20 protein-coding genes and 1 other RNA gene are annotated in these 24140 nt (G+C 63.4%); 3 read left to right on the plus strand and 18 right to left on the minus strand.

All coding sequences use genetic code 11. The features are described from left to right. Window positions 1–148: 148 nt before the first annotated feature. The 17 genes from murB to AC070A_RS02705 all read right to left on the minus strand — a co-directional run bounded on the left by murB (window position 149) and on the right by AC070A_RS02705 (window position 19083). The gene (gene murB, locus AC070A_RS02625; RefSeq protein WP_058321243.1) at window positions 149–1123 is read right to left on the minus strand and encodes a UDP-N-acetylmuramate dehydrogenase; all 975 of its coding nucleotides are present in this window, start codon (window positions 1121–1123) and stop codon (window positions 149–151) included. Window positions 1124–1125: 2 nt separating this feature from the next. Next, window positions 1126–2535: a UDP-N-acetylmuramate--L-alanine ligase gene (murC, locus tag AC070A_RS02630; RefSeq protein ID WP_057253472.1), complete on the minus strand. Its 1410-nt coding sequence runs from the start codon at window positions 2533–2535 to the stop codon at window positions 1126–1128. Next, the gene (gene murG / locus AC070A_RS02635; protein WP_057253470.1) at window positions 2532–3656 is read right to left on the minus strand and encodes an undecaprenyldiphospho-muramoylpentapeptide beta-N-acetylglucosaminyltransferase; all 1125 of its coding nucleotides are present in this window, start codon (window positions 3654–3656) and stop codon (window positions 2532–2534) included. Before murG ends, murC begins: the two co-directional genes overlap by 4 nt. Window positions 3657–3659: 3 nt before the next feature. Next, window positions 3660–4814 carry a putative lipid II flippase FtsW gene (gene ftsW / locus AC070A_RS02640; protein ID WP_057253468.1) on the minus strand — a complete coding sequence of 385 codons (1155 nt, stop codon included), beginning with the start codon at window positions 4812–4814 and terminating at the stop codon, window positions 3660–3662. Between the two features lie 103 nt (window positions 4815–4917). Then, the gene (gene murD / locus AC070A_RS02645; RefSeq protein ID WP_113737690.1) at window positions 4918–6309 is read right to left on the minus strand and encodes a UDP-N-acetylmuramoyl-L-alanine--D-glutamate ligase; all 1392 of its coding nucleotides are present in this window, start codon (window positions 6307–6309) and stop codon (window positions 4918–4920) included. 7 nt (window positions 6310–6316) lie between these two features. Next, complete coding sequence (gene mraY / locus AC070A_RS02650) at window positions 6317–7417, minus strand: phospho-N-acetylmuramoyl-pentapeptide-transferase (protein WP_057253465.1); 1101 nt, start codon at window positions 7415–7417, stop codon at window positions 6317–6319. Between the two features lie 250 nt (window positions 7418–7667). Then, entirely contained in the window at window positions 7668–9107 is a 1440-nt protein-coding gene (locus tag AC070A_RS02655) for a UDP-N-acetylmuramoylalanyl-D-glutamyl-2,6-diaminopimelate--D-alanyl-D-alanine ligase (RefSeq protein ID WP_057253464.1), read from the minus strand. A gap of 1 nt (window position 9108) precedes the next feature. Continuing rightward, window positions 9109–10572: a UDP-N-acetylmuramoyl-L-alanyl-D-glutamate--2,6-diaminopimelate ligase gene (locus AC070A_RS02660; RefSeq protein ID WP_057254378.1), complete on the minus strand. Its 1464-nt coding sequence runs from the start codon at window positions 10570–10572 to the stop codon at window positions 9109–9111. 66 nt (window positions 10573–10638) lie between these two features. Then, window positions 10639–12387 carry a peptidoglycan D,D-transpeptidase FtsI family protein gene (locus AC070A_RS02665; protein WP_113737689.1) on the minus strand — a complete coding sequence of 583 codons (1749 nt, stop codon included), beginning with the start codon at window positions 12385–12387 and terminating at the stop codon, window positions 10639–10641. Next, a complete protein-coding gene (ftsL, locus tag AC070A_RS02670; protein ID WP_057253459.1) occupies window positions 12387–12770 on the minus strand; it encodes a cell division protein FtsL in 384 nt (127 codons plus the stop codon). The genes AC070A_RS02665 and ftsL overlap by 1 nt, the downstream gene beginning before the upstream one ends. Window positions 12771–12776: 6 nt before the next feature. Further along, window positions 12777–13802, minus strand: coding sequence for a 16S rRNA (cytosine(1402)-N(4))-methyltransferase RsmH (gene rsmH / locus AC070A_RS02675; RefSeq protein ID WP_057253457.1), 1026 nt, complete (start codon window positions 13800–13802; stop codon window positions 12777–12779). Window positions 13803–13816: 14 nt separating this feature from the next. Then, complete coding sequence (gene mraZ, locus AC070A_RS02680; RefSeq protein ID WP_057253455.1) at window positions 13817–14257, minus strand: division/cell wall cluster transcriptional repressor MraZ; 441 nt, start codon at window positions 14255–14257, stop codon at window positions 13817–13819. Between the two features lie 608 nt (window positions 14258–14865). Continuing rightward, an RNA gene (gene rnpB, locus AC070A_RS02685) (RNase P RNA component class A) lies at window positions 14866–15266 on the minus strand. Window positions 15267–15371: 105 nt separating this feature from the next. After that, window positions 15372–16562: an NAD(P)/FAD-dependent oxidoreductase gene (locus AC070A_RS02690; RefSeq protein WP_112994787.1), complete on the minus strand. Its 1191-nt coding sequence runs from the start codon at window positions 16560–16562 to the stop codon at window positions 15372–15374. A gap of 300 nt (window positions 16563–16862) precedes the next feature. Continuing rightward, a complete protein-coding gene (locus AC070A_RS02695; protein WP_057253452.1) occupies window positions 16863–17390 on the minus strand; it encodes a lytic transglycosylase domain-containing protein in 528 nt (175 codons plus the stop codon). Window positions 17391–17614: 224 nt separating this feature from the next. Then, complete coding sequence (locus tag AC070A_RS02700) at window positions 17615–18379, minus strand: N-acetylmuramoyl-L-alanine amidase (RefSeq protein WP_057253450.1); 765 nt, start codon at window positions 18377–18379, stop codon at window positions 17615–17617. Continuing rightward, window positions 18376–19083: a J domain-containing protein gene (locus AC070A_RS02705; protein WP_057253448.1), complete on the minus strand. Its 708-nt coding sequence runs from the start codon at window positions 19081–19083 to the stop codon at window positions 18376–18378. Before AC070A_RS02705 ends, AC070A_RS02700 begins: the two co-directional genes overlap by 4 nt. Window positions 19084–19512: 429 nt before the next feature. On the opposite strand from AC070A_RS02705, the gene AC070A_RS02710 reads away from it, so the two are divergent. The 3 genes from AC070A_RS02710 to AC070A_RS02720 all read left to right on the plus strand — a co-directional run bounded on the left by AC070A_RS02710 (window position 19513) and on the right by AC070A_RS02720 (window position 22659). Continuing rightward, complete coding sequence (locus tag AC070A_RS02710) at window positions 19513–20730, plus strand: pyrophosphate--fructose-6-phosphate 1-phosphotransferase (protein ID WP_057253446.1); 1218 nt, start codon at window positions 19513–19515, stop codon at window positions 20728–20730. Between the two features lie 130 nt (window positions 20731–20860). After that, window positions 20861–21496, plus strand: a complete 636-nt coding sequence (locus AC070A_RS02715) for a LysE family translocator (protein WP_113738031.1) — start codon at window positions 20861–20863, stop codon at window positions 21494–21496. Between the two features lie 116 nt (window positions 21497–21612). Further along, a complete protein-coding gene (locus AC070A_RS02720; protein ID WP_058321236.1) occupies window positions 21613–22659 on the plus strand; it encodes a lytic transglycosylase domain-containing protein in 1047 nt (348 codons plus the stop codon). A gap of 42 nt (window positions 22660–22701) precedes the next feature. Here AC070A_RS02720 and AC070A_RS02725 read toward each other — a convergent pair whose 3' ends face one another. Then, entirely contained in the window at window positions 22702–24054 is a 1353-nt protein-coding gene (locus tag AC070A_RS02725; RefSeq protein WP_058321235.1) for a serine hydrolase domain-containing protein, read from the minus strand. Window positions 24055–24140: the final 86 nt, after the last annotated feature.

Consider the following 24140-nt stretch of genomic DNA (forward strand, 5'->3'; position numbering starts at 1 on the left):
CCGGGCCACCCGTATGTTGGGCGGAGCATGAATGCTCGGGTCAAGCCCGAGCATGACGGAGAGTGAGGAACGCGCATTCGCCTGAAAGCAAAAGGGCCGCAGCGCTTCCGCCGCGGCCCTTCCCATTCATCTCTCGCAACCCAACCGTTCAGGCGATGCCGCGGCCGAGGAATTCCTTGATCTCGTAGCCCGGCATGAAGGTGCCGATGCGCTTGATTTCCCATTCGAGCCGTACACCCGAATGTTCGAGCACCTGCTGGCGCACGGTTTCGCCGAGATATTCGAGCTCGTAGCCGGTCGCCTGGCCGGTATTGATCATGAAATTGCAGTGCAGCGGCGACATCTGCGCGCTGCCGACCATGAGCCCCCGGCACCCGGCTTCGTCGATCAACTTCCAGGCCGAGTGGCCCTCCGGGTTCTTGAAGGTCGAACCGCCGGTCTTTTCGCGGATCGGTTGGACCGTTTCGCGATGTTGACGCACCGCATCCATGTCGGTGCGGATCTTGTTCTTGTCCTCGGCGTAACCTTCGAAGACCGCGTGGGTGAAGATCAGATCCTTTGGTGCCGACGAATGGCGATAGGCGTAGCCCATATCGGCATTCGACAGCACATGCTGGTTGCCCTGGCGGTCGACGGCATGGACTTCGACGACACGCTCACGGGTCTCCGTGCCGTTGGCGCCGGCGTTCATGCGCAGTGCGCCGCCGAGCGAGCCGGGGATGCCGTAGAAGAAGTAGAATCCCCCGATGCCGTGATCGAGCGCCATGGCTGCGATGTTCTTGTCCGGGCAGATGGCGCCGGCCTTGATGCGATTTTCGCCGACGAGCTCGAGATCGCCGAAGCCCTTGGCCGAGAGGCGGATGACAACGCCGGGAATGCCGCCGTCGCGCACGAGCAGGTTCGAGCCGACACCGACCACCATGACCGGCACTTCGGCCGGAACCAGCTTCAGGAAGGTGACGAGATCATCCGTGTCGTGCGGCTGGAACATCAGCTCGGCAAGGCCGCCGGCGCGGAACCAGGTGACGCGATCCATCGGCGCGTCGGGCGTGATGCGGCCGCGCACAGCGCTGACACCGCTTCCGAGCGATTCCAGTAGTTTCTGACCGTTGACCTGTTTCATGCTCAAATTCCTGAAATATCCGCGAGTTCCTTAGGCAGGGCAGCCGCCCAGTAGGTGATGCTGCCAGCCCCCAAGAGAACCACAAAATCGCCGGGCTGTGCAATCTTGCTGACAACCGGGGCAATCGCTTCCGGACCGGAGACGTAACGGGCGTCGCGATGGCCGCCGGCCTTGATGCGATCCACCAGCTCCTCGGCCGTCGCGCCCGGTATCGCTTCTTCGCCGGCCGCATAGACCGGCGCGATCAGGATCGTGTCGGCATCGTTGAAGCAGGCGGAGAATTCCTGGAACAGGCTCGAAAGGCGCGAGTAGCGATGCGGCTGGTGCACGGCGATGATTCGCCCCTGGCAGGCCTCGCGCGCGGCCCTTAAGACCGCCTTGATCTCGACCGGATGGTGGCCGTAGTCGTCATAGACGCGCACGCCGTTCCATTCGCCGGTCAGCGTGAAGCGGCGCTTGACGCCGCTGAAAGAGGCAAGCCCCCTGGCGATCGCTTCCGGGCTGATGCCGAGGCGCTGCGCAACCGCAATCGCCGCAGTCGCGTTCGATACGTTGTGGCGCCCGGGCATCGGCAGGCGCAGATCCTTCATCGGGATCACCTGACCGGTGCGGCGACGGCGGATCTCGATGTCGAAGATCGAGGTGCCGTTCTCCATGCGGATGTTGTGGAAACGCACGTCGGCCTGCGGGTTCTCGCCGTAGGTCACGACCTTGCGGTCCTCGATATTGCCGACCATGGTCTGCACTTCCGGATGATCGAGGCAGAGCACGCCGAAACCGTAGAACGGCACGTTCTCGACGAACTGTCGGAAGGCGGCGCGCACCGCGTCGAAATTGCCGTAGTGGTCGAGATGTTCGGGGTCGATATTGGTGACGACGGCCACATCGGCCGGCAGCTTCAGGAAAGTGCCATCGGATTCGTCGGCCTCCACCACCATCCACTCGCCCTCGCCCATGCGGGCATTGGTGCCATAGGCATTGATGATGCCGCCGTTGATGACCGTCGGGTCGAGATTGCCGGCTTCGAGCAGCGCCGCAACCATGGAAGTCGTCGTCGTCTTGCCATGCGTACCGCCGATCGCGATCGCGTTGCGGAAGCGCATGAGCTCGGCGAGCATTTCGGCGCGACGCACGACGGGAAGGAATTTCTCGCGGGCGACGATCAGTTCCGGATTGTCCTTCTTGATTGCGGTCGAAACGACGATCACTTCGGCGTCGCCGAGATTTTCGGCCTTGTGGCCGACGAAGACCTCGATGCCCTTGGCGCGCAAGCGCTGCACATTGGCGCTGTCGGCCTGGTCGGAACCCTGCACGCGGTGGCCGAGATTGTGAAGGACCTCGGCGATGCCGCTCATGCCGATGCCGCCGATACCGATGAAATGGACCAGCCCGATGGTTTTCGGCATTTTCATGAGCGTGTTTCCCTGAATTTCTCGACTGTCAAACCGCTGGCAATAGCCTCTACGAGGGATGCAAGCAAGCTTGCTGCGTCCGGCTTGCCGGTTTCCCGGGCGTTTGCCGCCATCTGGGCGAGCGATTGCGGGTTGCCGATCGCATCCTTGAGGATGCCTGCAAGGCGGTCGGCCGTGAGTTCACCTTGAGCGATCACCCGCGCGCCACCCTTGGCGGCGAGTGCTGCGGCATTGGCCGCCTGATCGTGGTCGAGCGCATAGGGATAGGGCACCAGGATCGCCGGGCGACCGATGACCGCAAGCTCGGAAACCGTCGAGGCGCCGGAGCGGCAGATGACGAGTTGGGCACCGGCGATGCGCTCGGCCATGTCCGTGAAGAACGGCGAGACCTCGGCCGGTACGCCAAGCTTCTCGTAAGTGGCGATCACGCCGTCCCTGTCTTCCGGGCGCGCCTGCTGGGTGACCTTGAACCGCTGGCGAACGTCGTCCTCGAGCCGGCAGATCGCCTGCGGGACCGCCTTGGAGAAGTATTGCGCGCCCTGGCTGCCGCCGAAGACGACAAGATGGAACGGCGCGTCGCCGCTGGCGGCGGCATAGGGCGAATTGGCGGCGGCCAGCACGGCCGGGCGCACCGGATTGCCGGTTGTCACGGTCTTCGCGGCAAAGGCGCCCGTACCTTCCGGCAGGAAGCCGCCGGCGATCGCCTTGACGCGCGAAGCCAGCGCCTTGTTGGCCCGGCCCATGACGGCATTCTGCTCATGGATGATCGACGGCACGCCCATGCCGGTTGCGGCAAGCAGCGGCGGAACGGTCGGATAGCCGCCGAAGCCGACGACGGCCTTGGGCTTAAGCCGCGCGATCAGCTTGCGCGCGGCGCGCATGCCGGTCCACAGCGTCCAGAGCGACTTCGCAACACTGATTGGGTTCTTCGAGCCGATCGTCGCCGAGGGCACGACATGCACCTCGTCGGCCGGGAACTTGCCGGCATAACGCTCTGCGCGGCTGTCGGTGACGAGATGGACCGAATAGCCATTGGCCTTCAGTTCGTGGGCCAGCGCCTCCGCCGGAAACAGGTGGCCGCCGGTACCGCCGGCGGCGAGCAGGATGATGCCTTTAGTCATGTTTTACTCCGCCGGCACACCAATGCCGGACCGAAACAGGCTGCGCTCCACGGCGCGCTTCTCCGGACGGTGACGAGTCAAAGCCAGGATGAAGCCGGCAGTGACGCAGATCGCCACCATGGACGAGCCACCATAGGAGATCAGCGGCAGGGTCATGCCCTTGGCCGGGAGCAGTTCGAGGTTCACGCCGATGTTGATCATCGACTGGATGCCGATCTGGAGAACCAGGCCGGCAACGGCGAACCGGTTGAAGTCGTTGCGTTCGCGGAAGGCATGGTTGAGGCCGCGCATCACCAGGAAGGCGAAGATCAGCACGATGACCATGCAAAAGACGATGCCGAATTCCTCGGCCGCAACGGAAAAGACGAAGTCGGTATGGCTGTCCGGGATGATGCGCTTGACGATGCCTTCGCCAGGACCCCGGCCGAACCAGTCGCCGCGAATGATCGCCTCGCGTGCGGTATCCATCTGGAAGGTGTCGCCCTCGCCGGTCAGGAACTTGTCGATACGGGCCGCCACGTGCGGCAGCATCGTATAGGCGACGAAGAAACCGCCGAGCGCAGCACCGCCGAGCAGGATGATCCACAGCCAGGGCATGCCGGCCATGAAGAACATGCCGCCCCAGACCGCGGTCGTCAGGATCGTCTGGCCAAGGTCGGGCTGGGCGACGAGAAGCGCTGCGACGATGCCGAAGAGCAGGATGGCAAAGAGATTGCCGGGGATTTCCGGTTGGCGCGCATGTTCGGAGAAGAGCCAGGCGCAGACGACGACAAAGGCCGGCTTCATGAATTCCGAGGGCTGGATCGAGATGCCGGCGATGGAAAGCCAGCGCATCGAGCCCTTCACCTCCTCGCCGATGAAGAGCACCAGCACCATCATCGCGAGCGAGCCGCCGAGAAGCAGGATCGCAGCGCGCCTGACCTGGCGCGGCGAGAGGAAGGAGATACCGACCATCACCACCAGTGACGGCAAGAGGAAGAGCGCGTGACGCTTGACGAAGTGGAAGCTGTCGAGGCCGATGCGCTCGGCGACGGCGGGGCTTGCGGCGAAGGACAGCATGAAGCCGACGCCCATCAACAGGATGAAGGTCGCCAGAAAGAACCTGTCGATCGTCCAGAACCAGTCGGCCACGGGGCCACGTTCGGCTCGGCTTACCATCTTGTCAGTCCCCTTCTCCGGCGCCTCTTGCGCCCCACGTCCGAATACCTGCACCCGCTTCCGTTTCGACCGGTGCCTTCAGCACCAGCCTGACGGTGACGGACTAAATCAGCATCGTCACGCCATCGATCGCGCGCACATGGCCGACAAACGCATCGCCGCGCACCTCGAAGTTCTTATACTGGTCGAAGCTTGCGCAAGCCGGGGATAACATCACCGCCGAAGGGCCGGCTTCGTCCTTGCCTGCCTCTGCGGCCGCATGCGCCACCGCCTGCTCCAGCGTGCCCGAAATTTCGTAAGGAACCGCCTCGCCGAGCGTCGCCGCAAAGGCAGGCGCCGCCTCGCCGATCAGATAGGCCTTGACGATCTTCGGGAAGAAGGGCGCAAGCGTCGTGATGCCCCCTTCCTTCGGTAGACCGCCGGCAATCCAGTAGATGCGCTCATAGCTCGAAAGCGCCGGCGCTGCCGCGTCGGCATTGGTCGCCTTGCTGTCGTTGACGAACACGACCGCGCCCTTACGCCCGACCGGCTGCATGCGGTGCTTGAGACCGGGGAAGCTCTTCAGCCCGTCGCGGATCTCCACCGCGCTGACGCCAACTGCGAGGCAGGCGGCAATGGCAGCCGCCGCGTTCTGGGCGTTGTGGCCGCCGCGCAAAGTCTGAATACCGTCGAGATCGACGAACAGGCGGGACGTGCCGCCTTCTGCCTTCAGGATGCGCGAGCCTTCGGCATAAAGACCATTGGCAAGCACATGGCGGCGCGAGATCCGGACCGTCTTCGTGCCCGCGCGCTCCACCCGGTCGGCGATCAGGGCCGAGAAGGTGTCGTCGACGCCGACGATGGCCGTGCCGCTGCCGGCGACCAGCCGCTCCTTGATGTCGGCGTAGTGCTGCATCGTGCCGTGGCGATCGAGGTGGTCGGGCGTGAGGTTCAGGAGAATGCCGGCGCTCGGGTTGAGAGTCGGCGCCAGATCGATCTGGTAGGACGAGCACTCGACCACGTAGAAGCGGCCGGCCTTGGGCGGATCGAGCGTCAGAACCGCCGTGCCGATATTGCCGCCGAGCTGGGTGTCGCGACCGCTTTCCTTCAGGATATGCGCGATCAGCGCCGTTGTCGTCGACTTGCCGTTGGTGCCGGTAATCGCGATGAACGGGCAATCGGGCGCATGCGCGCGGCGTTCGCGCACGAAGAGCTCGACGTCGCCGATGATCTCGACGCCCGAAGCATGGGCGAGATCCACCGTCCAGTGCGGCTTCGGATGGGTGAGCGGCACGCCCGGCGAAAGCACGAAGGCGGCAAAGCCGGACCACTCGACCGTGCGCAGGTCCGCCGTCGGCACGCCGGCGGCGGAAGCCTTGGCGACGCTGTCCGGGTTATCGTCCCAGGCGGTGACGTCCACGCCACCCGCGACCAGCGCCTGCGCCGTTGCGAGCCCCGAGCCGCCGAGCCCGAAAAGAGCGACCTTCCTGCCGCTGAATGTGGAGACCGGGATCATCGTCCGCTCACCGCAGCTTGAGGGTGGAGAGGCCGACCATCGCCAGGATGACGGCGATGATCCAGAAACGGATCACAACCTGGCTTTCGGTCCAGCCCTTCTTTTCGAAGTGGTGGTGGATCGGCGCCATCAGGAAGACACGACGGCCGGTGCGCTTGAACCAGAACACCTGGATGATGACCGACAGGGTTTCCATCACGAAGAGGCCGCCGATGATGACCATGACGATCTCGTGCTTAACGGCAACGGCAACGGTGCCAATCAGGCCGCCAAGTGCGAGCGACCCGGTATCGCCCATGAAGATTGCCGCCGGCGGCGCGTTGAACCAGAGGAAGCCGAGGCCGGCGCCGATGACGGCGCCGAGGATGACGGCAAGCTCGCCGGTGCCAGGCACGAAATGGATCTGCAGGTAGTTGGCAAAGACCGCGTTGCCGGCGAGATAGGCGATCAGGCCAAAGGCAGCGGCGGCGATCATGACCGGCACGATCGCAAGGCCGTCGAGACCGTCGGTCAGGTTCACGGCATTGCCGGCGCCGACGATAACGAAGCCACCGAACAGCACGAAGAAATAGCCGAGATTGATCACCAGGTCCTTGAAGAAGGGGAACGTGACCGAGGAGCCGAAGGTCGAGCCGGCGGTACCGCTCGAAAGCGAAGCCTGCATCATGAAGAACACCGCAATCGCTGCGATGATGAATTCGAAGCCGAGGCGCGCCTTGCCGGAAAAGCCCTTGTCCGACTGCTTGGTGACCTTGAGGTAGTCGTCATAGAAGCCGATGGCGCCGAAACCGAGGGTGACGAGCAGGGTCGAGACCACATAGACGCTGGAAAGATCGGCCCAGAGCAGCGACGAGACGACGATGCCGGCCAGAATCATCAGGCCGCCCATGGTCGGCGTGCCGGCCTTCTTGAAATGCGTCTGCGGCCCGTCGGCACGGATCGGCTGGCCCTTGCCCTGGCGGATGCGCAGCGAAGCGATCATCGCAGGGCCGAACAGGAAGACGATCATGGCCGAGGTGAAGAGCGCCGCGCCGGTGCGGAAGGTGATGTAGCGAAAAAGATTGAAAAACTGAAAGTGGTCCGCCAGTTCCACGAGCCAAATGAGCATAAGGGACCTTTCCCCAAAGGTTTAGCAATAGACGTCGTCCAACAGAATCATCTGAAAAACGATACGCATTACAGCGCCGCGCGTCTAACTAGACGCGCAAAGGTCGCTGTAACAATTTGATCCGCTGCATAATTTTTCCCCTAAATCGATTCCGATTTAAGGAGGTATGCAGCAGCATGCGAAGTGTTCGGGCGCGCCCACCTAACCCCAGGCTGTATCCACCGCGCCCATCATGGGTGGTGTCGCCGGCTTATTCCTCGGCTTCAGGTCCCTCGGTATCCGCTGCCGGATAGGTCTCGATCAGCGCCTGCACGATCTTGGCGCAGCCGGTCCCCTTCGACGACTTGATCATGATGACATCGCCGGGCGCGACGGCGGCCAGCGCATACGTCTTCAGGTCCTCGACGCTCTCGCGATAGATCACGGAGACCTCGGGCGGCAGCGCATCACGCAGATGCGCCATCAAAGGTCCGGCAAGCCAGACATCGGTGATACCGGCTTCGACGAGCGGACGGGCGAGTGCGGCATGCACCTCGACGGCGTGTTCGCCCATTTCCAGCATGTCGCCGAGCACGGCGATGCGGCGGCCGCCGACCGGCGGTTCGCTGTCGCGCAGGAGCGCGATCGCCGCCCGCATCGAGCTCGGATTGGCATTGTAGCTCTCGTCGATCACCTTCAGCGTGCCGGTGCCGATCACTAGCGTATGGCGTCGCCCCCTGCCCGTTTCCGCCTGCATGGTCGCAAGGGCCGAAGCCGCATAGTCGAGATCGCCGCCGGCAAGCTTCACCGCTGCCAGAACGGCCACCGCGTTCTCGGCAATGTGCCGTCCGGGCGCGCCGATCGCCACCTCCAGCGTCCGACCACCGATGCCGGCCCAGAGAATGGAGCCTTCCGGACCGCCACTGAATTCGACCAGGCGGAATTCGGCCTTGGGATTGGCGCCGAAGGAATGGATGTGGCTGACGCCGGCCGTAGCCGCGGCATTTTCCAGAAGCTTGTATTGAGGGCTGTCGTGAATGATCAGCGCATGGCCGCCATTGACGACACCTTCGAAGATCTCGGCCTTGGCCTCGGCGATCTCATCGAGGCTCTTGAAGTTGCCGAGGTGGGCGGCGGCGATGCTCGTCACCATGGCCACATGCGGACGGACCATGGCAGTCAACGGCCGGATCTCGCCCGGATGGTTCATGCCGATCTCGAAGATGCCGAAGTCGGTTGCCTCGGGCATGCGCGCGAGCGTCAGCGGCACGCCCCAGTGGTTGTTGAAGGATGCGACCGAAGCATGCACGCGGCCCTGGGGCTTGAGCACATGGCGCAGCATCTCCTTGGTCGTCGTCTTGCCCACCGAACCGGTGACGGCGATGATCTTGGCGGCGCTGCGGTCGCGCGCCGCGCAACCCAGCCGGATCATCGCTTCGAGCACGTCGTCGACGACGATCATCGGCGCGTTGAGGCGTCCGAGCGCCGGCAACTTGCCTTCGCTGACGACCAGCACCGCCGCGCCATTGGCGAGCGCAATGCCGGCATAGTCGTGGCCATCGACGCGATCGCCCTTGATCGCGAAGAAAGCTTCGCCCTTGCCGATCGAACGGCTATCGATCGAAATACCCGAGATGCCCTCGGGCAGGTTGCCAACCGGCCGGCCGTTCATCGCGGCCAGGAGATCGCTGCTTGTCCAGAGCCAGTTCAAATCACAAGCCTCCCAATGCCTTGCGGACCTCCGCATGATCCGAGAAGGGCAGCGTCACGGAGCCGACCGTCTGGCCCTCCTCGTGTCCCTTCCCGGCAACGATCAGCGTGTCGCCGGTCTTCAGCATGCCGACCGCCGTGCGGATCGCCTGGGCGCGGTCGCCGATCTCGATTGCGCCCTTGGCAGCAGTCATGATTTCGGCGCGGATCCCCTCGGGAACTTCCGAACGCGGATTGTCGTCGGTCACGATCGTCACATCGGCAAGCCTTGTCGCGATCTCGCCCATGATCGGGCGCTTGCCCTTGTCGCGGTCGCCGCCGCAGCCGAAGACCACGACGACGCGGCCGGTGGTGAACGGACGCACCGAGGCCAGCACGTTTTCGAGCGCATCCGGCTTGTGGGCGTAGTCGACATAGGCGAGCGCGCCATCCTTGGTCTGGCCGACCAGCTCGAGGCGACCGGAGGCGCCCTGCAGCTTTTCAAGCGCCGAGAAGGCCGCCTTGGCGCTGATGCCGGTCGACATGGCGAGACCCGCCGCGACCAAAGCGTTGGCCACCTGGAAATCGCCGGCGAGCGGAATGTGGACTTCGAAGATGTCGTCGCCGACATGCACTTCGGCCGATTGCTTGTGGCGGAAGTGCTCGACGCGCTTCAGCGAGATGAAATCGCCCTTGCGGCCGACGGTGCGCACATCGAGCTTCGCCTTGCGGGCAGCGGCGATCGCCTGGTCCGACCATTGGTCGTCGGCAAAGATCACCGCCGGCGCACCCTTCGGCAGCAGGGCATTGAACAGCCGCATCTTGGAGGCCATGTAGTGCTCGACCGTCGGATGATAGTCCATGTGGTCGCGACCGAGATTGGTGAAGGCGGCGGCCGAAAGGCGAACGCCGTCGAGACGGCTCTGGTCGAGGCCATGGCTGGAGGCTTCCATCGCCGCATGGGTGACGCCGGCATCGGCAAGCTCGGCCAAGAGCTTGTGCAGCGACACCGGGTCGGGCGTCGTCAGCGAGCCGTAATCGTTGCGGCCTGGAGCGACGACACCGGTCGTGCCGATCATCGCGGCCGCGAAGCCCGAATGCGCCCAGATCTGGCGGGTGAAGGAGGCGACCGAGGTCTTGCCGGCGGTGCCGGTCACGGCGACCATGGTTTCCGGCTGGCGGCCATAGAAGGCGGCAGCGGCGCGCGCCAGGAAAGCGCGGGGCTCAGAGAGCTTCAGGACCGGCGCCGACGAGGCATCGGCGTCCGAGCCCGCTTCGGTGACGACGGCGACCGCGCCGCGCTTCAGCGCGTCGGCAATATAGGTGCTGCCATTGGCCTTGCTGCCGGTAACTGCGACGAAGAGATCCCCTGGCTGAACCTGCCGACTATCGGCCGTCAGTCCGGCAACGTCGATATCGGCGGCAGCGCCGCCCAGTTGCGCCGAAAGTTCCGGGAAGTTCGATCCCGCCAGGTCTTTGATCTTCATGAACGCACGTCTCGCATCGATTTCGATCCGCAAGAATCGCGAATCGTCCGCTTTCTCATTTCATGTCTAATAAGACACAAGCAAGGCAGAACCGTCTTCTCCAAACTTTGGTTCGACACCGAGCAGCGGCGCGGAGCGGCTGATGATGTCGCGAACCATGGGAGCAGCGTTCGAGCCTGCCGTGCGCCCGCCACCCTCGCCGGTCTTCGGCGCGTCGATGAAGGTCAGCACGATGTATTTCGGGTTGTCGATCGGGAAGGCCGCGAGGAAGGCGTTGAAGTTCTGGTCGCTGGCATAGCGGCCATTGACCACCTTGTCGGCCGTACCGGTCTTGCCACCGACGTTGAAGCCCGGCACCAGCGCACGCTTGCCCGAGCCGGCAATGCCGTTCCAGCGCAAGAGGAAGCGCATGTCGTCGCTAGTGCTCTTCTTGACCACCGGCGTGGCGACTGCGTTGGCCTGCTCCTCGGTGCGCGGCAGGAAGGTCGGCTCGATCAGCTTGCCGCCGTTGACGAGTGCAGCACCCGCAACCGCCGTCTGCAGCGGCGTCGTCGAGACGCCGTGGCCGAAGGAGATCGTGACCGAGTTGATCTTCTTCCATTCGTGCGGCTGCGTCGGGGTTTTCACCTCCGGCAGCTCGGTCGGCAGCTTCGAAAGCAGACCGATGCGCGTCAGGAATTCCTTGTGGCCGGGAATGCCGATGAGGTCAGCGATCTTGGCCGTGCCGATGTTCGACGAATACTGGAAGATTTCAGGCACGGTCAGCACGCGGCGCTTGCCGTGGAAGTCCTTGATGGTGAAGCCGCCGATGCGGATCGGCGCCGAAGCGTCGAAGCTGTCGTTGAGCGTGACCTTGCCCGAATCCAGCCCCATGGCGATGGTGAAGGTCTTGAAGGTGGAGCCCATTTCGAACGTGCCGTTCGACATGCGGTTCATCCAGCCTTCTTCCGCACCTTCGGCCGGCTTGTTGGGGTCGTAGTCGGGAACGGACGCCATCGCCAGCACTTCGCCGGTGTTGACGTCGAGCACGACGGCACCGGCTGCCAGCGCCTGGTAGTTCTTCATGCCGGCGTCGATGACGTCGCGCACGATGTTCTGCACGCGCACGTCGATCGAGAGCTTCACCGGCTCGAGCTTGGCGTCGCTGGTCATGCCGATCGCGGCAAGGTCGGCGAGCCCCTGGCTGTCGATGTAGCGCTCCATGCCGGCAACGCCGCGGTTGTCGATGTTGACGTGGCCAAGAATATGCGCGGCGGTGTGGCCGCCGGGATAGAAGCGGCGCTTTTCCGGACGGAAGCCGACGCCGGGAATGCCGAGCGCCAGGATCTCGCTCTGCTGCTTCGGGGTCAACTGGCGGCGCAGCCACTGGAAGCGCGATTTCGACTTCAGCTTGTTGTAGATTTCGCGCGCATTGATATCAGGCAGAACCGTCGACAGGCGCTCGACTGCCTCGTCGGCATCGACGATCTTGTGCGGCTCGGCATAGAGCGAAACGGTGCGGATGTCGGTCGCGAGGATCTCGCCGTTGCGGTCGAGAATGTCTGGACGCGAGGCCATCAGGTTGTCGGCCCGGCCGATGCTGGAAACCGTTTCCGGCTGCGCCATGCCGTATTGCACCAGGCGCCCGCCGATGACGGCATAGACGATGCCGAAGCTCGCGATCACGATGGCGACGCGGTTCTTCGCCTGATTGGTGGTCTTCTTGCGCGTCCCTTGAAAGGTGACGTTGAGGCCGCTTTCGGCCGGCCGGTTGTTGCCGCCTGCCGAGAAATGCGCCTTGCTCTTCAATACCATGATGCGGGAGAGAAACGACATCAGCGCGCCACCGAGCCAGTTGCCATGTTATCGGTCTTGTTGATGATCGAGGCGATACCGTCCTTCGCCGACTTGTCTTCCGGCACCGGCAGATCCGCCTTCAGCATCGGCAGTTCCTGCGGCTGGGCGAGCTGTGTGGAAGGCGTCGGCGCAAGCTGCAGGTCGGCACCGAAGGTACCGACCAGACGCTCCAGCCGGTTCGGCTGCGTCAAGAGCGCCCAGTCGGCGCGAAGCAGATCGATCGTGTCCTCTTCAAGCTTGATCGCCACGTCGAGCTTGCGGACTTCCTCAAGCTTGTTTTCGGCGCGATGCTTGATCGTATAGGTCACCGTCGCGGCGGCCGTCATGACGACGATCAGAACGATATCGAGCGTTCGAAGCATGTCTTGTCAGCCCCCCAACCGTGCAAGGCTTGCCAGTTCCGGCAGATTGAAAATGGATAGATCGTTTCCCGGCGACGCGGCTTGCGTGCGGATGCCGGCGCGCAGCTTCGCAGAGCGGGCACGCGGATTGAGGGACGCTTCTTCCTCGCTGGCTGCCACCATGGGCTTGCCAACCGGCGTGAAGGTTGCCGCGCGCGCCGAAACCATCGGCAGATGGCGCGAACCGCTCGCCTTGCCGGAGCGATCCTGGAAGAAGGCCTTGACGATGCGGTCTTCGAGCGAATGGAAGGTGACAACGACAAGACGGCCGCCTGGCTTCAGCGCCTTTTCGGCGGCAAACAGCGCTTGAGCGAGCTCGCCGAGTTCGTCGTTGACGAAAACGCGCAGCGCCTGGAAGACGCGGGTCGCCGGATGGATCTTGTCTTTTGCCTTGCGCGGCGTCACCACCTCGATCAGGCCCGCAAGGTCGCGGGTCGTCTCGAAGGGCTGCTCGGCCCGGCGCTTCTCGATTGCGCGGGCAATGCGGCCCGCCTGCTTCTCTTCGCCGAGAAAACCGAAGATGCGGATGAGATCGGAGACCTTGGCACGGTTGACGACATCGGCGGCCGAAACGCCCGAGGCCGACATGCGCATGTCGAGCGGCCCCTTCTTCTGGAAGGAGAAGCCGCGCTCTGCCTCATCGATCTGCATCGAGGAAACGCCGATATCGAGCACGACGCCGTCCAGCCCCTCGGCCGGCGCATAGGCGGCAAGTTCGGAGAACTGCGAATGAATAAGCTTCAGCCGTCCGCCCCACTCGGCGACCTGCTTCTCGCCGGCGGCAATCGCCGTCGGGTCGCGGTCGAGCGCGATGACGTCGGCGCCGGCCTTGAGGATTGCGGAGCTGTAGCCGCCCGCACCGAAGGTGCCATCGAGGATGACCTTGCCGGGCGCAGGCTCGAGCGCCGCGAGAACCTCCGACAGGAGGACGGGAATGTGACGAACCGGTCCGCCTTCGGCTTCAGGAATACCTCCGCCTTGTTCCGTCACCATTCCGCCTCTCCATTCTAGTCTGGACGCAACCCCCGTGATTTGCGCCCTTCCCGGGCCACCGCCTGCGCCTTGACAAAGGCCTGCGGCTCCCAGAGCTGAAAATAATCGCCCCGCCCGACGAACATCACGTCGGTCGAGATTCCGGTGAAGTCGCGGATGAAATCCGTCACCATCAACCGGCCTTCCGGATCGAGCTTCACGAAGACGCCACCCCCATGAACGAGCAGCGACATCTCGTTGGCCTCCGAGGAAAACGGATCCTCGGCCGCCATCTGCTTCTCGAACCGATCCAGGAGCTCCGGCCCGCCGACGCTGATCGCCGGGAAGACGAAATCCTGAAAACAGTATAGCTCCCGGACGCCCCCATCCGACAGCACGGAACGAAACGCCGAGGGAACGGAAACCCGCCCCTTCGCATCGATCCGATTGGCAGCATGTGACAAGAAGCGGTTCATAACGCGAAACGGCCGCCCAAGACTGACGGGCCACAATCATCGACCCGCGAGAACACGTAACCGCACACACAAGACACCCCTGCCGGACACCGGAATGTCCGCCTACCCTCCGAAGCCGGAAGGCACTGGATTCTTGCGATGTTGGGCCGCGAAGCAGCCCCTGCGCAGTGCCATTATGGGATATCATGGGACCATATGGGCGTCAATGGGAATGAGCTCGTAAACAGCCGTCGGGCTGATCAAATATTGATAGGTTGTTAAGTTTAACGAAGGGTTACGAAGAGACCCCACCGTCCGGGAATGCGACAGCGGAACGGCTTCAAATCGTTGGAAAATCAGAATGTGAGAAAGAGCGCAGTTATGCCTCCGGCACGGGGCGAAAAAACAGCTCACCGAGACGGGCCGGTTCATTTCCAAACGGACACGCATGGAAAATGCGGGCCAGATCAAGCCGGCGCGAAGCAGCCGAAACGCATGATTTGCCTGTCGGCCGACCTGATGTTGCGGGCGTCGGCAACGTCGACGCCTTACCCCGGCAGACGTCGACCCTCGGGTCCGCTTCGAAAGAGAATTCGAGACGGCTCTGTGCCGGACAAAACAAAGGAGAAATCGCCAGTTGGCCTGTAAGCCGGGTTCTGTATGGCCCCGCAGCCCGAAGGCAACGGAACGTGGCAGCCATTCATCTGGGACTGCGCTTGCACGCAGCCTCTTGCAACCCACCCGGATGACTGGCCCGGAAACAGGCTGGACGCTTGCGCGCCCGCGTCATCCCTATTCGGTCTTGCTCCCGGTGGGGTTTGCCGTGCCGTCCATGTCGCCATGTCCGCGGTGGGCTCTTACCCCACCCTTTCACCCTTACTCCGCCAAGCGGAGCGGTTTGCTTTCTGTGGCACTTTCCCTGAGGTCGCCCTCGCCGGACGTTATCCGGCACCGTATTTCCGTGGAGCCCGGACTTTCCTCCCCCCGCGGCCTTTCGGCACTTGCGGAGAGCGGCTGCCCGGCCAACTGGCACGCGCTCCTTAAACCAGCCCGCCGCAGCGCGCCAGAAAAAACGGCAGGGTTTTTCAGCTGCCAACAGGGCAGATCGGAGCAAGGCGGTCCTGGCGCACCCGATCTAGCGAAACGCGACGGAGAAATCCGCATCGTATTCGGGCTCGTCGATCCGGCCGTTGAGCACGAGGACCGCGCCGAGCCGACCGATCTCGTCGGAGCTCTTCGCCGCCTGGCCGTTGCCGCCGGTGACGACGGCGATACGGCTCCCCTCGGCAAAGCCGATATAGGGCAGCCCGTGGCGGGTGAACGAGGTGACGCAGGGCGAAAAGTGGGTGGAGACCGGCTGGAAGCCGGGCATCACCTCGGCCAGCAGCCCGCGCAGATGCTCCGCCGTTGTCGCGCTGCCCGGCCCGCGGAACCATTGCCGCACCGCCGCTTCGCCCTCGAGGATCCTGTCGGTCGGATCGCCGCCGATCTTGATGTGATGCTTGCCGTCCGCATAGCCGACCGGTGGCAGCAGGTAGTAGCTTTTCTCCTGCTCCGGCGCCGCGCCGATCAGCGACGGCATGCGCTCGAAACCAGACAGATCGCTGCTTGCCACCTCGGCAAAGAATACGGTTCGCGCCTTAACGGTGAGATCGATCGGCCGCGGCAGGAGTGCTGCGGAAATCGAGAACCCGCCGGCGGCAACGATCACCCGGCCTGCCACGAAACGCTTTCCGTCGACGGTCGCGACAACCACACGGTCGCGCTCCTCCGCCACGGTCACAACCTCGCTGCGCACGATCCGGGCTCCCGCCTTCTCGGCGCATACCGTCTGCGCCGCGACCAGCGCCCGCGGGTTGATGTAGCCGGCCCCGCGCCTCTCGTGAACGCCAGCGGTGCCATCGGGGAAACGGAACCAGGGAAAACGCTGCGACAGCGCCTCGCCATCGTAGAGCGGCGCCTCGACGCCAAGCGCGTCGCGCGCCTTCTCGACCTGTTCGATATAGTCGTAGGAAGATCCGGGCGCCGGCCCGGCGATCAGGCAGCCGACTTCGTGGTAGAAGCCGATGCCGCTTTCGTCTTCGATTTCGCCGTAACGCTCGATCGAGCGTCTGGCGAGCCGCGCCCACACTGGATCGTCATCGATCGTGCGGGTGATGCGGGCATTGTCGTAGTGGCTCGAAAAGACGCCGGTATGATTGGCCCAGTCCGTCGGCTCATCAGGTCCGATCAGCGCGACCTTGGCTCCCGAAAGCGCCAGGTGGCGGGCGGCCGCAGCACCCATCATGCCCTTGCCGACGACAATGAAATCAAAGCTTTCCGACATGCCGGTCCTCGTCCCTTTTGCTCAAGGGAGATAGCATGCCGGCGCCTGTATGACACGATGGTTGTAGGGTTTTTCCCTGTGCGCCGGAACGCGAGACCTGTCCGGCTAGAGCATCCGCCATCGCCGGATATGGCTGGCGGATGAAGCTCTTCGTTGACTGCATGTTTCCATTGATCGTAGCCGGTTAACGGACAAAAACATGCAGAAAATCAAAGTGCTACAGCGACCTTTGCGCGTCTGATAAGACGCGCGGCGCTTTCGCCAAGCGAAAGAACGCGCCGGCGCTCGTCATGCAATCGATCAGTCGATGATGTTCTGCACCTTGCCGCAGTAGCGCTTGGAAACCGGGTTCATGCGCTTGGCGCCGTGGCCGGCATTGTACTTGAGAACCGTGCCGCACGTCGTACCGCCGGACAGCTCATGCGCCATGGCGAGGTACTTCATGCCGAACTTGATGTTGGTTTCCGGATCGTAGAGACCCTTGGAGGAACCGGAATAGCCCATCATGCGAGCGGTAGCAGGCTTGATCTGCATCAGGCCGATTTCGCCGGCGCTGCCGCGTGCCTTGGGATTGAAATTGCTTTCGACCTTGACGATCGCATGCGCCAGATCGACCGGAACGCCGTATTGCTTGGCGTAGGACTTGATCAGACCCGTGTACTGGACGTTCGAGACGAGATCCGGCTTGGGATAGCCTGTGGTCCGGGTGACGGACTGGATGGATGAGGTCTTGATGGTCTTATCGACATTCCCCGCATACGACGTACCCATCCCGGCGAAGAACATGCCAAGGCATGCCGCCACCGCAGCAACAGACGATATTCTCATTTAGTTTGAATTCTCCGGCCTGGGGAATGGACCGAAGCGCACCCCGCTTCGAACCTCACTTCCCGATCGTTTCATTCACAGGAAGTGAGCGTTGCGCCCTGATACCCCTGCAGTTCCAATGGGGCCGGAAATGAATGCCGCATCATGGTAAACATGTGGCAAAGCTAAAAAAACATGCCAAGAATATCTGCAGAAGTGCCGTTTTGACGAAAAAATCTTCCGCGTCAGGCGATGAATTGCGGCAGGCTGGAAAGCAGCCGGTGGAGCGTATCGAGGGTTGAGATGTCGGCGATGCCATCGACCCTTTGTTGTCGGAAGTGCCGCTGGAACGCCGCGACCGAGCCCTCGGTCTTTTCACAGAATTCGCCAGTTACATCAATGCCATAACCGTAGAGCGACAGCATCGACTGGATGGCCTCCACCGGCTGGCCCTGGTCACCGCGCTGGAAAAAGCGTCCGCCGCCGATCGGGGCCGGTTCCACCCAGTGCCCGACCCCTTCGCGATGAAGAATGTGCCAGGGAAATTTTTCTCCCGGATCGACCTTGCGAATGGGGGCGATATCGCTGTGTGCGAGCACTCTCTCGGGCGCGATCGACCAGCGGTCGCCGCAGTCCCGACACAATTCCACAACTGCCGCGATCTGTTTTTCCGGAAAGTCCGGCAGACCGCCCGGGTGACCCGGGTTGGCGATCTCTATTCCGATCGAACAGGAATTGATATCGGTCTCGCCCTTCCAATAGCTCTTGCCGGCATGCCAGGCGCGGCGCGCCTCCGGCACGAGTTGATCGACGCGCCCATCCTCGTGGACGAAGTAATGGCTGGAGACCTGGCTTTCCTCGCGGCAAAGCCATTCGAGCGCCGAAGCGCCCGTCGGCATGCCGGTATAATGCAGAACGATCATATCCGGGGCGCGCTGGTCGACGCGGTCGCCGAAATTGGGCGACGGCATGAAGCGTGCACCCGGATAGTCGCAGTATTTGGAGGTCATGCGGCTCGGCGTTCTTTCTCGATCGCCTCGTAGGCGGCATTCAGTGCCGCCATGCGATCATTGGCGATCGCGTGGAATTCGTGCGGTACGCCGCGCGCAACCAGCATGTCCGGATGGTTCTCCGAAACGAGTACCCGGTAGCGCCTGCGGATATCGGCGAAGTCATCCTTACGCGAAACACCGAGCACCTGATAGGGGTCGCGGCCGTCACCATGGACATGACGGGCCATGATGCGCTCGAAATGTCCCTCGTCCATGCCGAAGATGTCTGCCACGCGCAACAGGAAGGCGAGCTCGCGCTCATGCACGGCGCCATCCGACTTGGCGATGTGGAACAGGCCGTCGACGATATCCTCGAGGATCGGGCAATTCCTTTCGCAGGACGAACACAGCGACGCCATCTTCTCCGCATAGGCCTCGTAACCGGCGACGTCCTGGCGCGCCAGGTTATAGAGACGCGCGACGTTCTGCGCCTGATCCGGCGGAAACTGGAAGATGTCGCGGAAGGCGTCGACCTCGGCCTCGGTCACGATGCCGTCGGCCTTGGCCATCTTGGCCGAAAGCGCGATCATGGCGACGGAGAAGGCCACCTTGCGCCGTGTTTCCGGATCGCCCTCGAACAGGGTGCGCACGGCCTCGACCACGCCGGCAAGCGCATTGCCGGTGGCGATAACGATCTTGAGGAGGCTGTCCCAAAATGACATGCGAGGTTCCCTGTCTCTCCACTCTATAGCATGGACCGATGTGGTGGCAAATTGCAAGCGGTGGACGGCCCAGACCACGAGGATGACGAATTTGTGATGGCCCCTCACTATTGTCAATCCATCGATTGGAACTTGCGACAGTCAGCCGATGGAAAGCTGTTCCCGCGGGAACAGCCATCAAATAAAAAAGAGATGTCATCGCGGCCCGAAAAGGCAGCAATTCCACCGTTCGCAACAGCCAGCCTGCGCGCCCGCGGGCAGCGCACCCTGCGACAATCCGCGCGCACCTGCCCTGCCCGCAATTCCGGCGCTCAATGGCTCCTTGCGGCAGCAGCTCGACACAACATCCACAGACCCGTCATTTAATTTCCATCCGATTTGCGTTATGGAGGCCCCACCCATCGCATGCCAAAGTCCCGAGGAGGAAACATGGCCAAGAAAAAAGTCGCAATGCTGACGGCCGGCGGGCTCGCGCCCTGTCTGTCATCTGCCGTTGGGGGGCTGATCGAGCGCTACACCGACGTCGCGCCCGAATATGAGCTGGTCGCCTATCGCTCCGGCTACCAGGGCGTGCTCTTAGGCGACCGCATCGAGATCACCCGCGACATGCGCGAGAAGGCGCATCTCCTGCACCGCCATGGCGGCTCGCCGATCGGCAACAGCCGCGTCAAGCTCACCAACGCGGCCGACTGCGTCAAGCGCGGCCTCGTCAAGGATGGCGAGAACCCGCTGCGCATCGCCGCAGAGCGGCTTGCCAATGACGGCATCTCGATCCTCCACACGATCGGTGGCGACGACACCAATACGACCGCGGCCGACCTTGCCGCCTATCTCGGCGCCAACGGCTACAACCTGACCGTGGTTGGCCTGCCGAAGACCGTCGACAACGACGTCGTGCCGATCCGCCAGACGCTCGGCGCCTGGACGGCCGCCGAATACGGTGCCCGCTTCTTTGACAATGTCAGCAACGAGCAGAGCGCCGCACCACGCACGCTGGTCGTCCATGAGGTCATGGGCCGCCATTGCGGCTGGCTGACCGCGGCCACCGCCCGCTCCTATATCCAGACGATCGACGACAAGGAGTTCGTCGACGGCTTCATGATGAACCGCCAGATGAAGAACATCGACGGTCTCTACCTGCCGGAGATGAAGTTCGATCTGCAGGGCGAAGCCGATCGCCTGCGTAAGATCATGGACCGCACGGGCTTCGTGACGCTGTTCGTCAGCGAAGGCGCCTGCCTCGACGCGATCGTCACTGAGCGGGAAGCGGCCGGCGAAACGATCAAGCGCGATGCCTTCGGCCACGTGAAGATCGACACGATCAATGTCGGCAACTGGTTCTCGAAGCAGTTTGCAGCACTGCTCGGCGCCGAGCGCGCGATGGTGCAGAAGTCCGGTTACTACGCCCGCTCGGCCCCTGCCAACGGCGACGACCTGCGCCTGATCCAGAGCATGGTCGACCTCGCCGTCGAAAGCGCGCTCAACAAGGTCTCCGGCGTCACCGGTCACGACGAGGACCAGGGCGGCAAGCTGCGCACGATCGAGTTCCCGCGCATCAAGGGCGGCAAGCAGTTCGACACCTCGGTCAAGTGGTTCGGCGACGTGATGGACGTCATCGGCCAGAAGTGGCAGGCGCAGAAGCACTGACCATGCGAACCCCGGCGGGTGCGTATGCCGCCCGCCGACAACGCCTGATTTAAAAGATTGACGGCTCCGCGTTTCCATGGCTGGCTCGGCCAATTCATTGCCGAGATTTAGTTAAACGCGGAGCTTTTTCATGTCCTTTGAACATTGGTTTGCCTTTGCCGCAGCCTCTGCCGTGCTGCTCGCCATCCCCGGCCCCACCATTCTTCTCGTGATCTCCTATGCGCTCGGCCACGGCCGCAAGACCGCAGGTGCCACCGTCGCCGGTGTGGCGCTCGGCGATTTCACCGCCATGACCGCGTCCATGCTCGGCCTCGGTGCGCTGCTGGCGACCTCAGCGGCGATCTTCACCGTGCTGAAATGGGTAGGGGCGGCCTATCTCATCTGGCTCGGCATCAAACTCTGGCGCGCGCCGGTCGCAGCCGGCGGCGATGCCGACGTCGAAACCACCCCCACCGAGCGCCCGCTGCGTATCTTCTTTCACACCTATGCGGTCACCGCGCTCAATCCGAAGAGCATCGTCTTCTTCGTCGCCTTCCTGCCGCAGTTCCTCGACCTTGGTCAGCCGCTCTTTACCCAGATGGCGATTTTCGAGCTCACTTTCCTGACGCTCGCGATCGTCAATGCCAGCCTCTACGCGGCCCTTGCGACCGCGGCGCGCAGCACGATCTCGCGGCCTAATATTCGCCGCATCGTCAACCGCGCCGGCGGCTCCATGCTCATCGGCGCGGGGCTTCTGACGGCAACGATGAAGCGCGCCTCGGCGTGAAATCGTCGCCCGTGCTTGCCGCCGCCAGCCTCATAGGTTAATGGAGATTCACTCTTGGCGGCTGGCAACCGCTGATTTGCAGGGGCTACGGGGCCCAGAAGCACGAAAGTGACAGAATGGCGAAGTACCGTATTTCCCTTACCAAACAGACGTTTGGCGTGGCAGCTATACTGTCGGCGACCATCGTCTCGGGATGCTCAACGGTAGAGCACACGTCGCTCGAAGAACTGACGGCCGTGCAGACGGTCACCCCCCTTGCAAAGCCCGGAACTGAAATGACGGCCTACGCGCTGCCCACGCCTGATGGTGTGGCCACCGCAACGAGCGCTGCGCTTATGGCACAGACGGCAGCCCAGGCATCGGGCATCGCGGTCACCTATCCGGTCGCGGCTGACCTGGCACAAGGCGCCGAAGCCGCCCCCTCGATGGTCGCGGTCCCCGCCGCCAAGCCGGGCGACTCCATGGCGCTTGCCATGGTCGCTCCGACAACGCAAACGAATGCGACCGCTGCCATAGCCGCCGCCGGAACCCCGCTGTCGGGCGACGCGACGCAGCTGGCGGAAGCAGCCGCTTCGCCCGCCGCGACCAAGACGGCCCGCGTCCAGGATCTTCCGGTTTCGACGCTCGCAGTTGCCGCCGCGATGGAATCGGACTTCGACACCGGCGAGCCCGTCGGTCTCGAAACGCTGGTCGCCAACCGCATGATCGTGCCGACCGAGCGTCCGAAGACCGGTGTCATCGGCTCGACGGTCGCAGCCGTTGCCAGCGTCATTCCGGATTCGATGAAGCTCACCAAGGCGCCGACCAGCTCGCGTCCCGACCTCGACAAGCTGATCAAGTATTATGCCGATCTGAACGACATTCCGGTCGAGCTGGTTCACCGCGTCGTCAAGCGCGAGAGCAACTACAATCCGCGCGCCTACAGCAAGGGCAATTACGGCCTGATGCAGATCCGCTACAACACCGCCAAGGGCCTCGGCTATGACGGTCCGGCGGAAGGCCTGTTCGACGCCGAAACCAACCTCAAATACGCGACGAAGTATCTGCACGGCGCCTGGATGGTGGCCGACAACAAGCACGACGGCGCGGTCAAGCTCTATGCCAGCGGCTACTACTACCACGCCAAGCGCAAGGGCCTGCTCGAAGAACTCGGCATGAAGTGAGCGAAGCCCGCTTACTGATATTCGAACCGTTTTATGAGGCGCTCAATCGAGCGCCTCTATTATTTTGGCATTGAGCTTCTGTACGTCGTAGCCGAGCCTCGAAGGCGTGAGCCCCAGCCGGACCACCGCGAGCTTCAGCGAAGGCACCAGCATGATCGCCTGGCCGTCATGGCCGAGCATCCAGAAGGCGTCCGCCGGGAAACTGCCGGAACCGGCGCGCACGCCGTTTTCTTCCAGCCACACCTGGCCCTGGCCGTATTTGCCGCCTGAAGCCTTGGCCGGTGCGCGCATGAAGGCGACGTAGTCCTTCGGCAGCATCGCCCTCCCCTTCCAGACGCCATCCTGCAGCAGGAACTGCGCGAAGCGCGCCCAGTCCTGCGCGGTGGCATACATATAGGACGAGCCGACGAAGGTGCCGCTCGCATCGGTTTCGAGCACGGCGCTGCTCATGCCCAAGGGCGCAAACAGGGCGTCATGCGGGAAGGCAAGTGCCGCCGCCGGATCCTCGAAGGTCCGCATCCAGATGCGCGACAGCAACGTGCTCGTGCCGCTGGAATAGCTGAACGTCGCGCCGGGATCGGACGTCAGCGGCTTGGTGGCCGCATAACCCGCCATGTCCTTCTCAAGATAGAGCATGCGCGTCACGTCGGTGACGTCGCCATAGTTCTCGTTGAATTCGAGACCGCTCTGCATGCCCATCAGATCGGCAAGCGTGATGCTGGCCCGTTCGTCGCTCGCCCACTCCGGCAGGAGCCCGGCACGCGCCACTTCCATTCGGCCCTCGGCCACACGCAGTCCGATCAGCGCCGCCGTGACCGATTTCGTCATCGACCAGCCGAGCAACGGCGTCGAGCGGTCAAAGCCCCGACCATAGCTCTCGGCGACCAGGCGGCCATCGCGAATGACGGCAATCGCCCGCGCGCCCGGACCGGCGAGATCGGCATCTTCGATAAGTCTCTGCAGGGCGGGATCGATCGCGGCTCCCTCGCCTTCCGGCCAAGGCGCTTCGGAAGCCGGCGCCGCCACAGCCGCCGCGGTCGTGATCGGCGGCAGGCTCGTTCCGCCGCCATCCGGCAGGCTCGTGCATCCTGCGCCCGGCCGGTAGGCGGCGTAGCCCGCCGCTGCAAAGCCGAGGATCCGTGCGGTCACCATCTGTTTTTCCGGTTCGACGGCAACCTTCACCAGCTTCAGCAAGGGGTGTCCCGGCGCCTGGACATCATCGGCCAGCACCGACTGGGCATCGCGTCGCGCAATGAAGACATTGGAGCAGACGATCTTCGCGGCGTACCCATCGCCGACCTTGAGCAATTCCGGCGGCGCGAGCGCGAGCCAACCGAACAGCGCGACGACACCCAACACCAGCGCCGCACCTGATATCCTCAACATGCGTCTCATGCGTTCCCTCCGGCCGTCTCAAATATCCTTGGAGTCTTGCCGACCAAGGACAGAAAGATGCAGCAATTCAAACAGCGGTGGTACTG

The sequence above is a fragment of the Ensifer sp. GW101-20A05 genome (assembly GCF_059424735.1).

What these genes read in the sequence shown, in the direction of transcription:
- murB (WP_058321243.1), bottom strand. Translation starts at nt 1,123, where the DNA reads ATGAAACAGGTCAACGGTCAGAAACTACTGGAATCGCTCGGAAGCGGT.
- murC (WP_057253472.1), bottom strand. Translation starts at nt 2,535, where the DNA reads ATGAAAATGCCGAAAACCATCGGGCTGGTCCATTTCATCGGTATCGGC.
- murG (WP_057253470.1), bottom strand. Translation starts at nt 3,656, where the DNA reads ATGACTAAAGGCATCATCCTGCTCGCCGCCGGCGGTACCGGCGGCCAC.
- ftsW (WP_057253468.1), bottom strand. Translation starts at nt 4,814, where the DNA reads ATGGTAAGCCGAGCCGAACGTGGCCCCGTGGCCGACTGGTTCTGGACG.
- murD (WP_113737690.1), bottom strand. Translation starts at nt 6,309, where the DNA reads ATGATCCCGGTCTCCACATTCAGCGGCAGGAAGGTCGCTCTTTTCGGG.
- mraY (WP_057253465.1), bottom strand. Translation starts at nt 7,417, where the DNA reads ATGCTCATTTGGCTCGTGGAACTGGCGGACCACTTTCAGTTTTTCAAT.
- AC070A_RS02660 (WP_057254378.1), bottom strand. Translation starts at nt 10,572, where the DNA reads ATGAAGATCAAAGACCTGGCGGGATCGAACTTCCCGGAACTTTCGGCG.
- AC070A_RS02665 (WP_113737689.1), bottom strand. Translation starts at nt 12,387, where the DNA reads ATGTCGTTTCTCTCCCGCATCATGGTATTGAAGAGCAAGGCGCATTTC.
- ftsL (WP_057253459.1), bottom strand. Translation starts at nt 12,770, where the DNA reads ATGCTTCGAACGCTCGATATCGTTCTGATCGTCGTCATGACGGCCGCC.
- rsmH (WP_057253457.1), bottom strand. Translation starts at nt 13,802, where the DNA reads ATGGTGACGGAACAAGGCGGAGGTATTCCTGAAGCCGAAGGCGGACCG.
- mraZ (WP_057253455.1), bottom strand. Translation starts at nt 14,257, where the DNA reads ATGAACCGCTTCTTGTCACATGCTGCCAATCGGATCGATGCGAAGGGG.
- AC070A_RS02690 (WP_112994787.1), bottom strand. Translation starts at nt 16,562, where the DNA reads ATGTCGGAAAGCTTTGATTTCATTGTCGTCGGCAAGGGCATGATGGGT.
- AC070A_RS02695 (WP_057253452.1), bottom strand. Translation starts at nt 17,390, where the DNA reads ATGAGAATATCGTCTGTTGCTGCGGTGGCGGCATGCCTTGGCATGTTC.
- AC070A_RS02700 (WP_057253450.1), bottom strand. Translation starts at nt 18,379, where the DNA reads ATGACCTCCAAATACTGCGACTATCCGGGTGCACGCTTCATGCCGTCG.
- AC070A_RS02705 (WP_057253448.1), bottom strand. Translation starts at nt 19,083, where the DNA reads ATGTCATTTTGGGACAGCCTCCTCAAGATCGTTATCGCCACCGGCAAT.
- AC070A_RS02710 (WP_057253446.1), top strand. Translation starts at nt 19,513, where the DNA reads ATGGCCAAGAAAAAAGTCGCAATGCTGACGGCCGGCGGGCTCGCGCCC.
- AC070A_RS02715 (WP_113738031.1), top strand. Translation starts at nt 20,861, where the DNA reads ATGTCCTTTGAACATTGGTTTGCCTTTGCCGCAGCCTCTGCCGTGCTG.
- AC070A_RS02720 (WP_058321236.1), top strand. Translation starts at nt 21,613, where the DNA reads ATGGCGAAGTACCGTATTTCCCTTACCAAACAGACGTTTGGCGTGGCA.
- AC070A_RS02725 (WP_058321235.1), bottom strand. Translation starts at nt 24,054, where the DNA reads ATGAGACGCATGTTGAGGATATCAGGTGCGGCGCTGGTGTTGGGTGTC.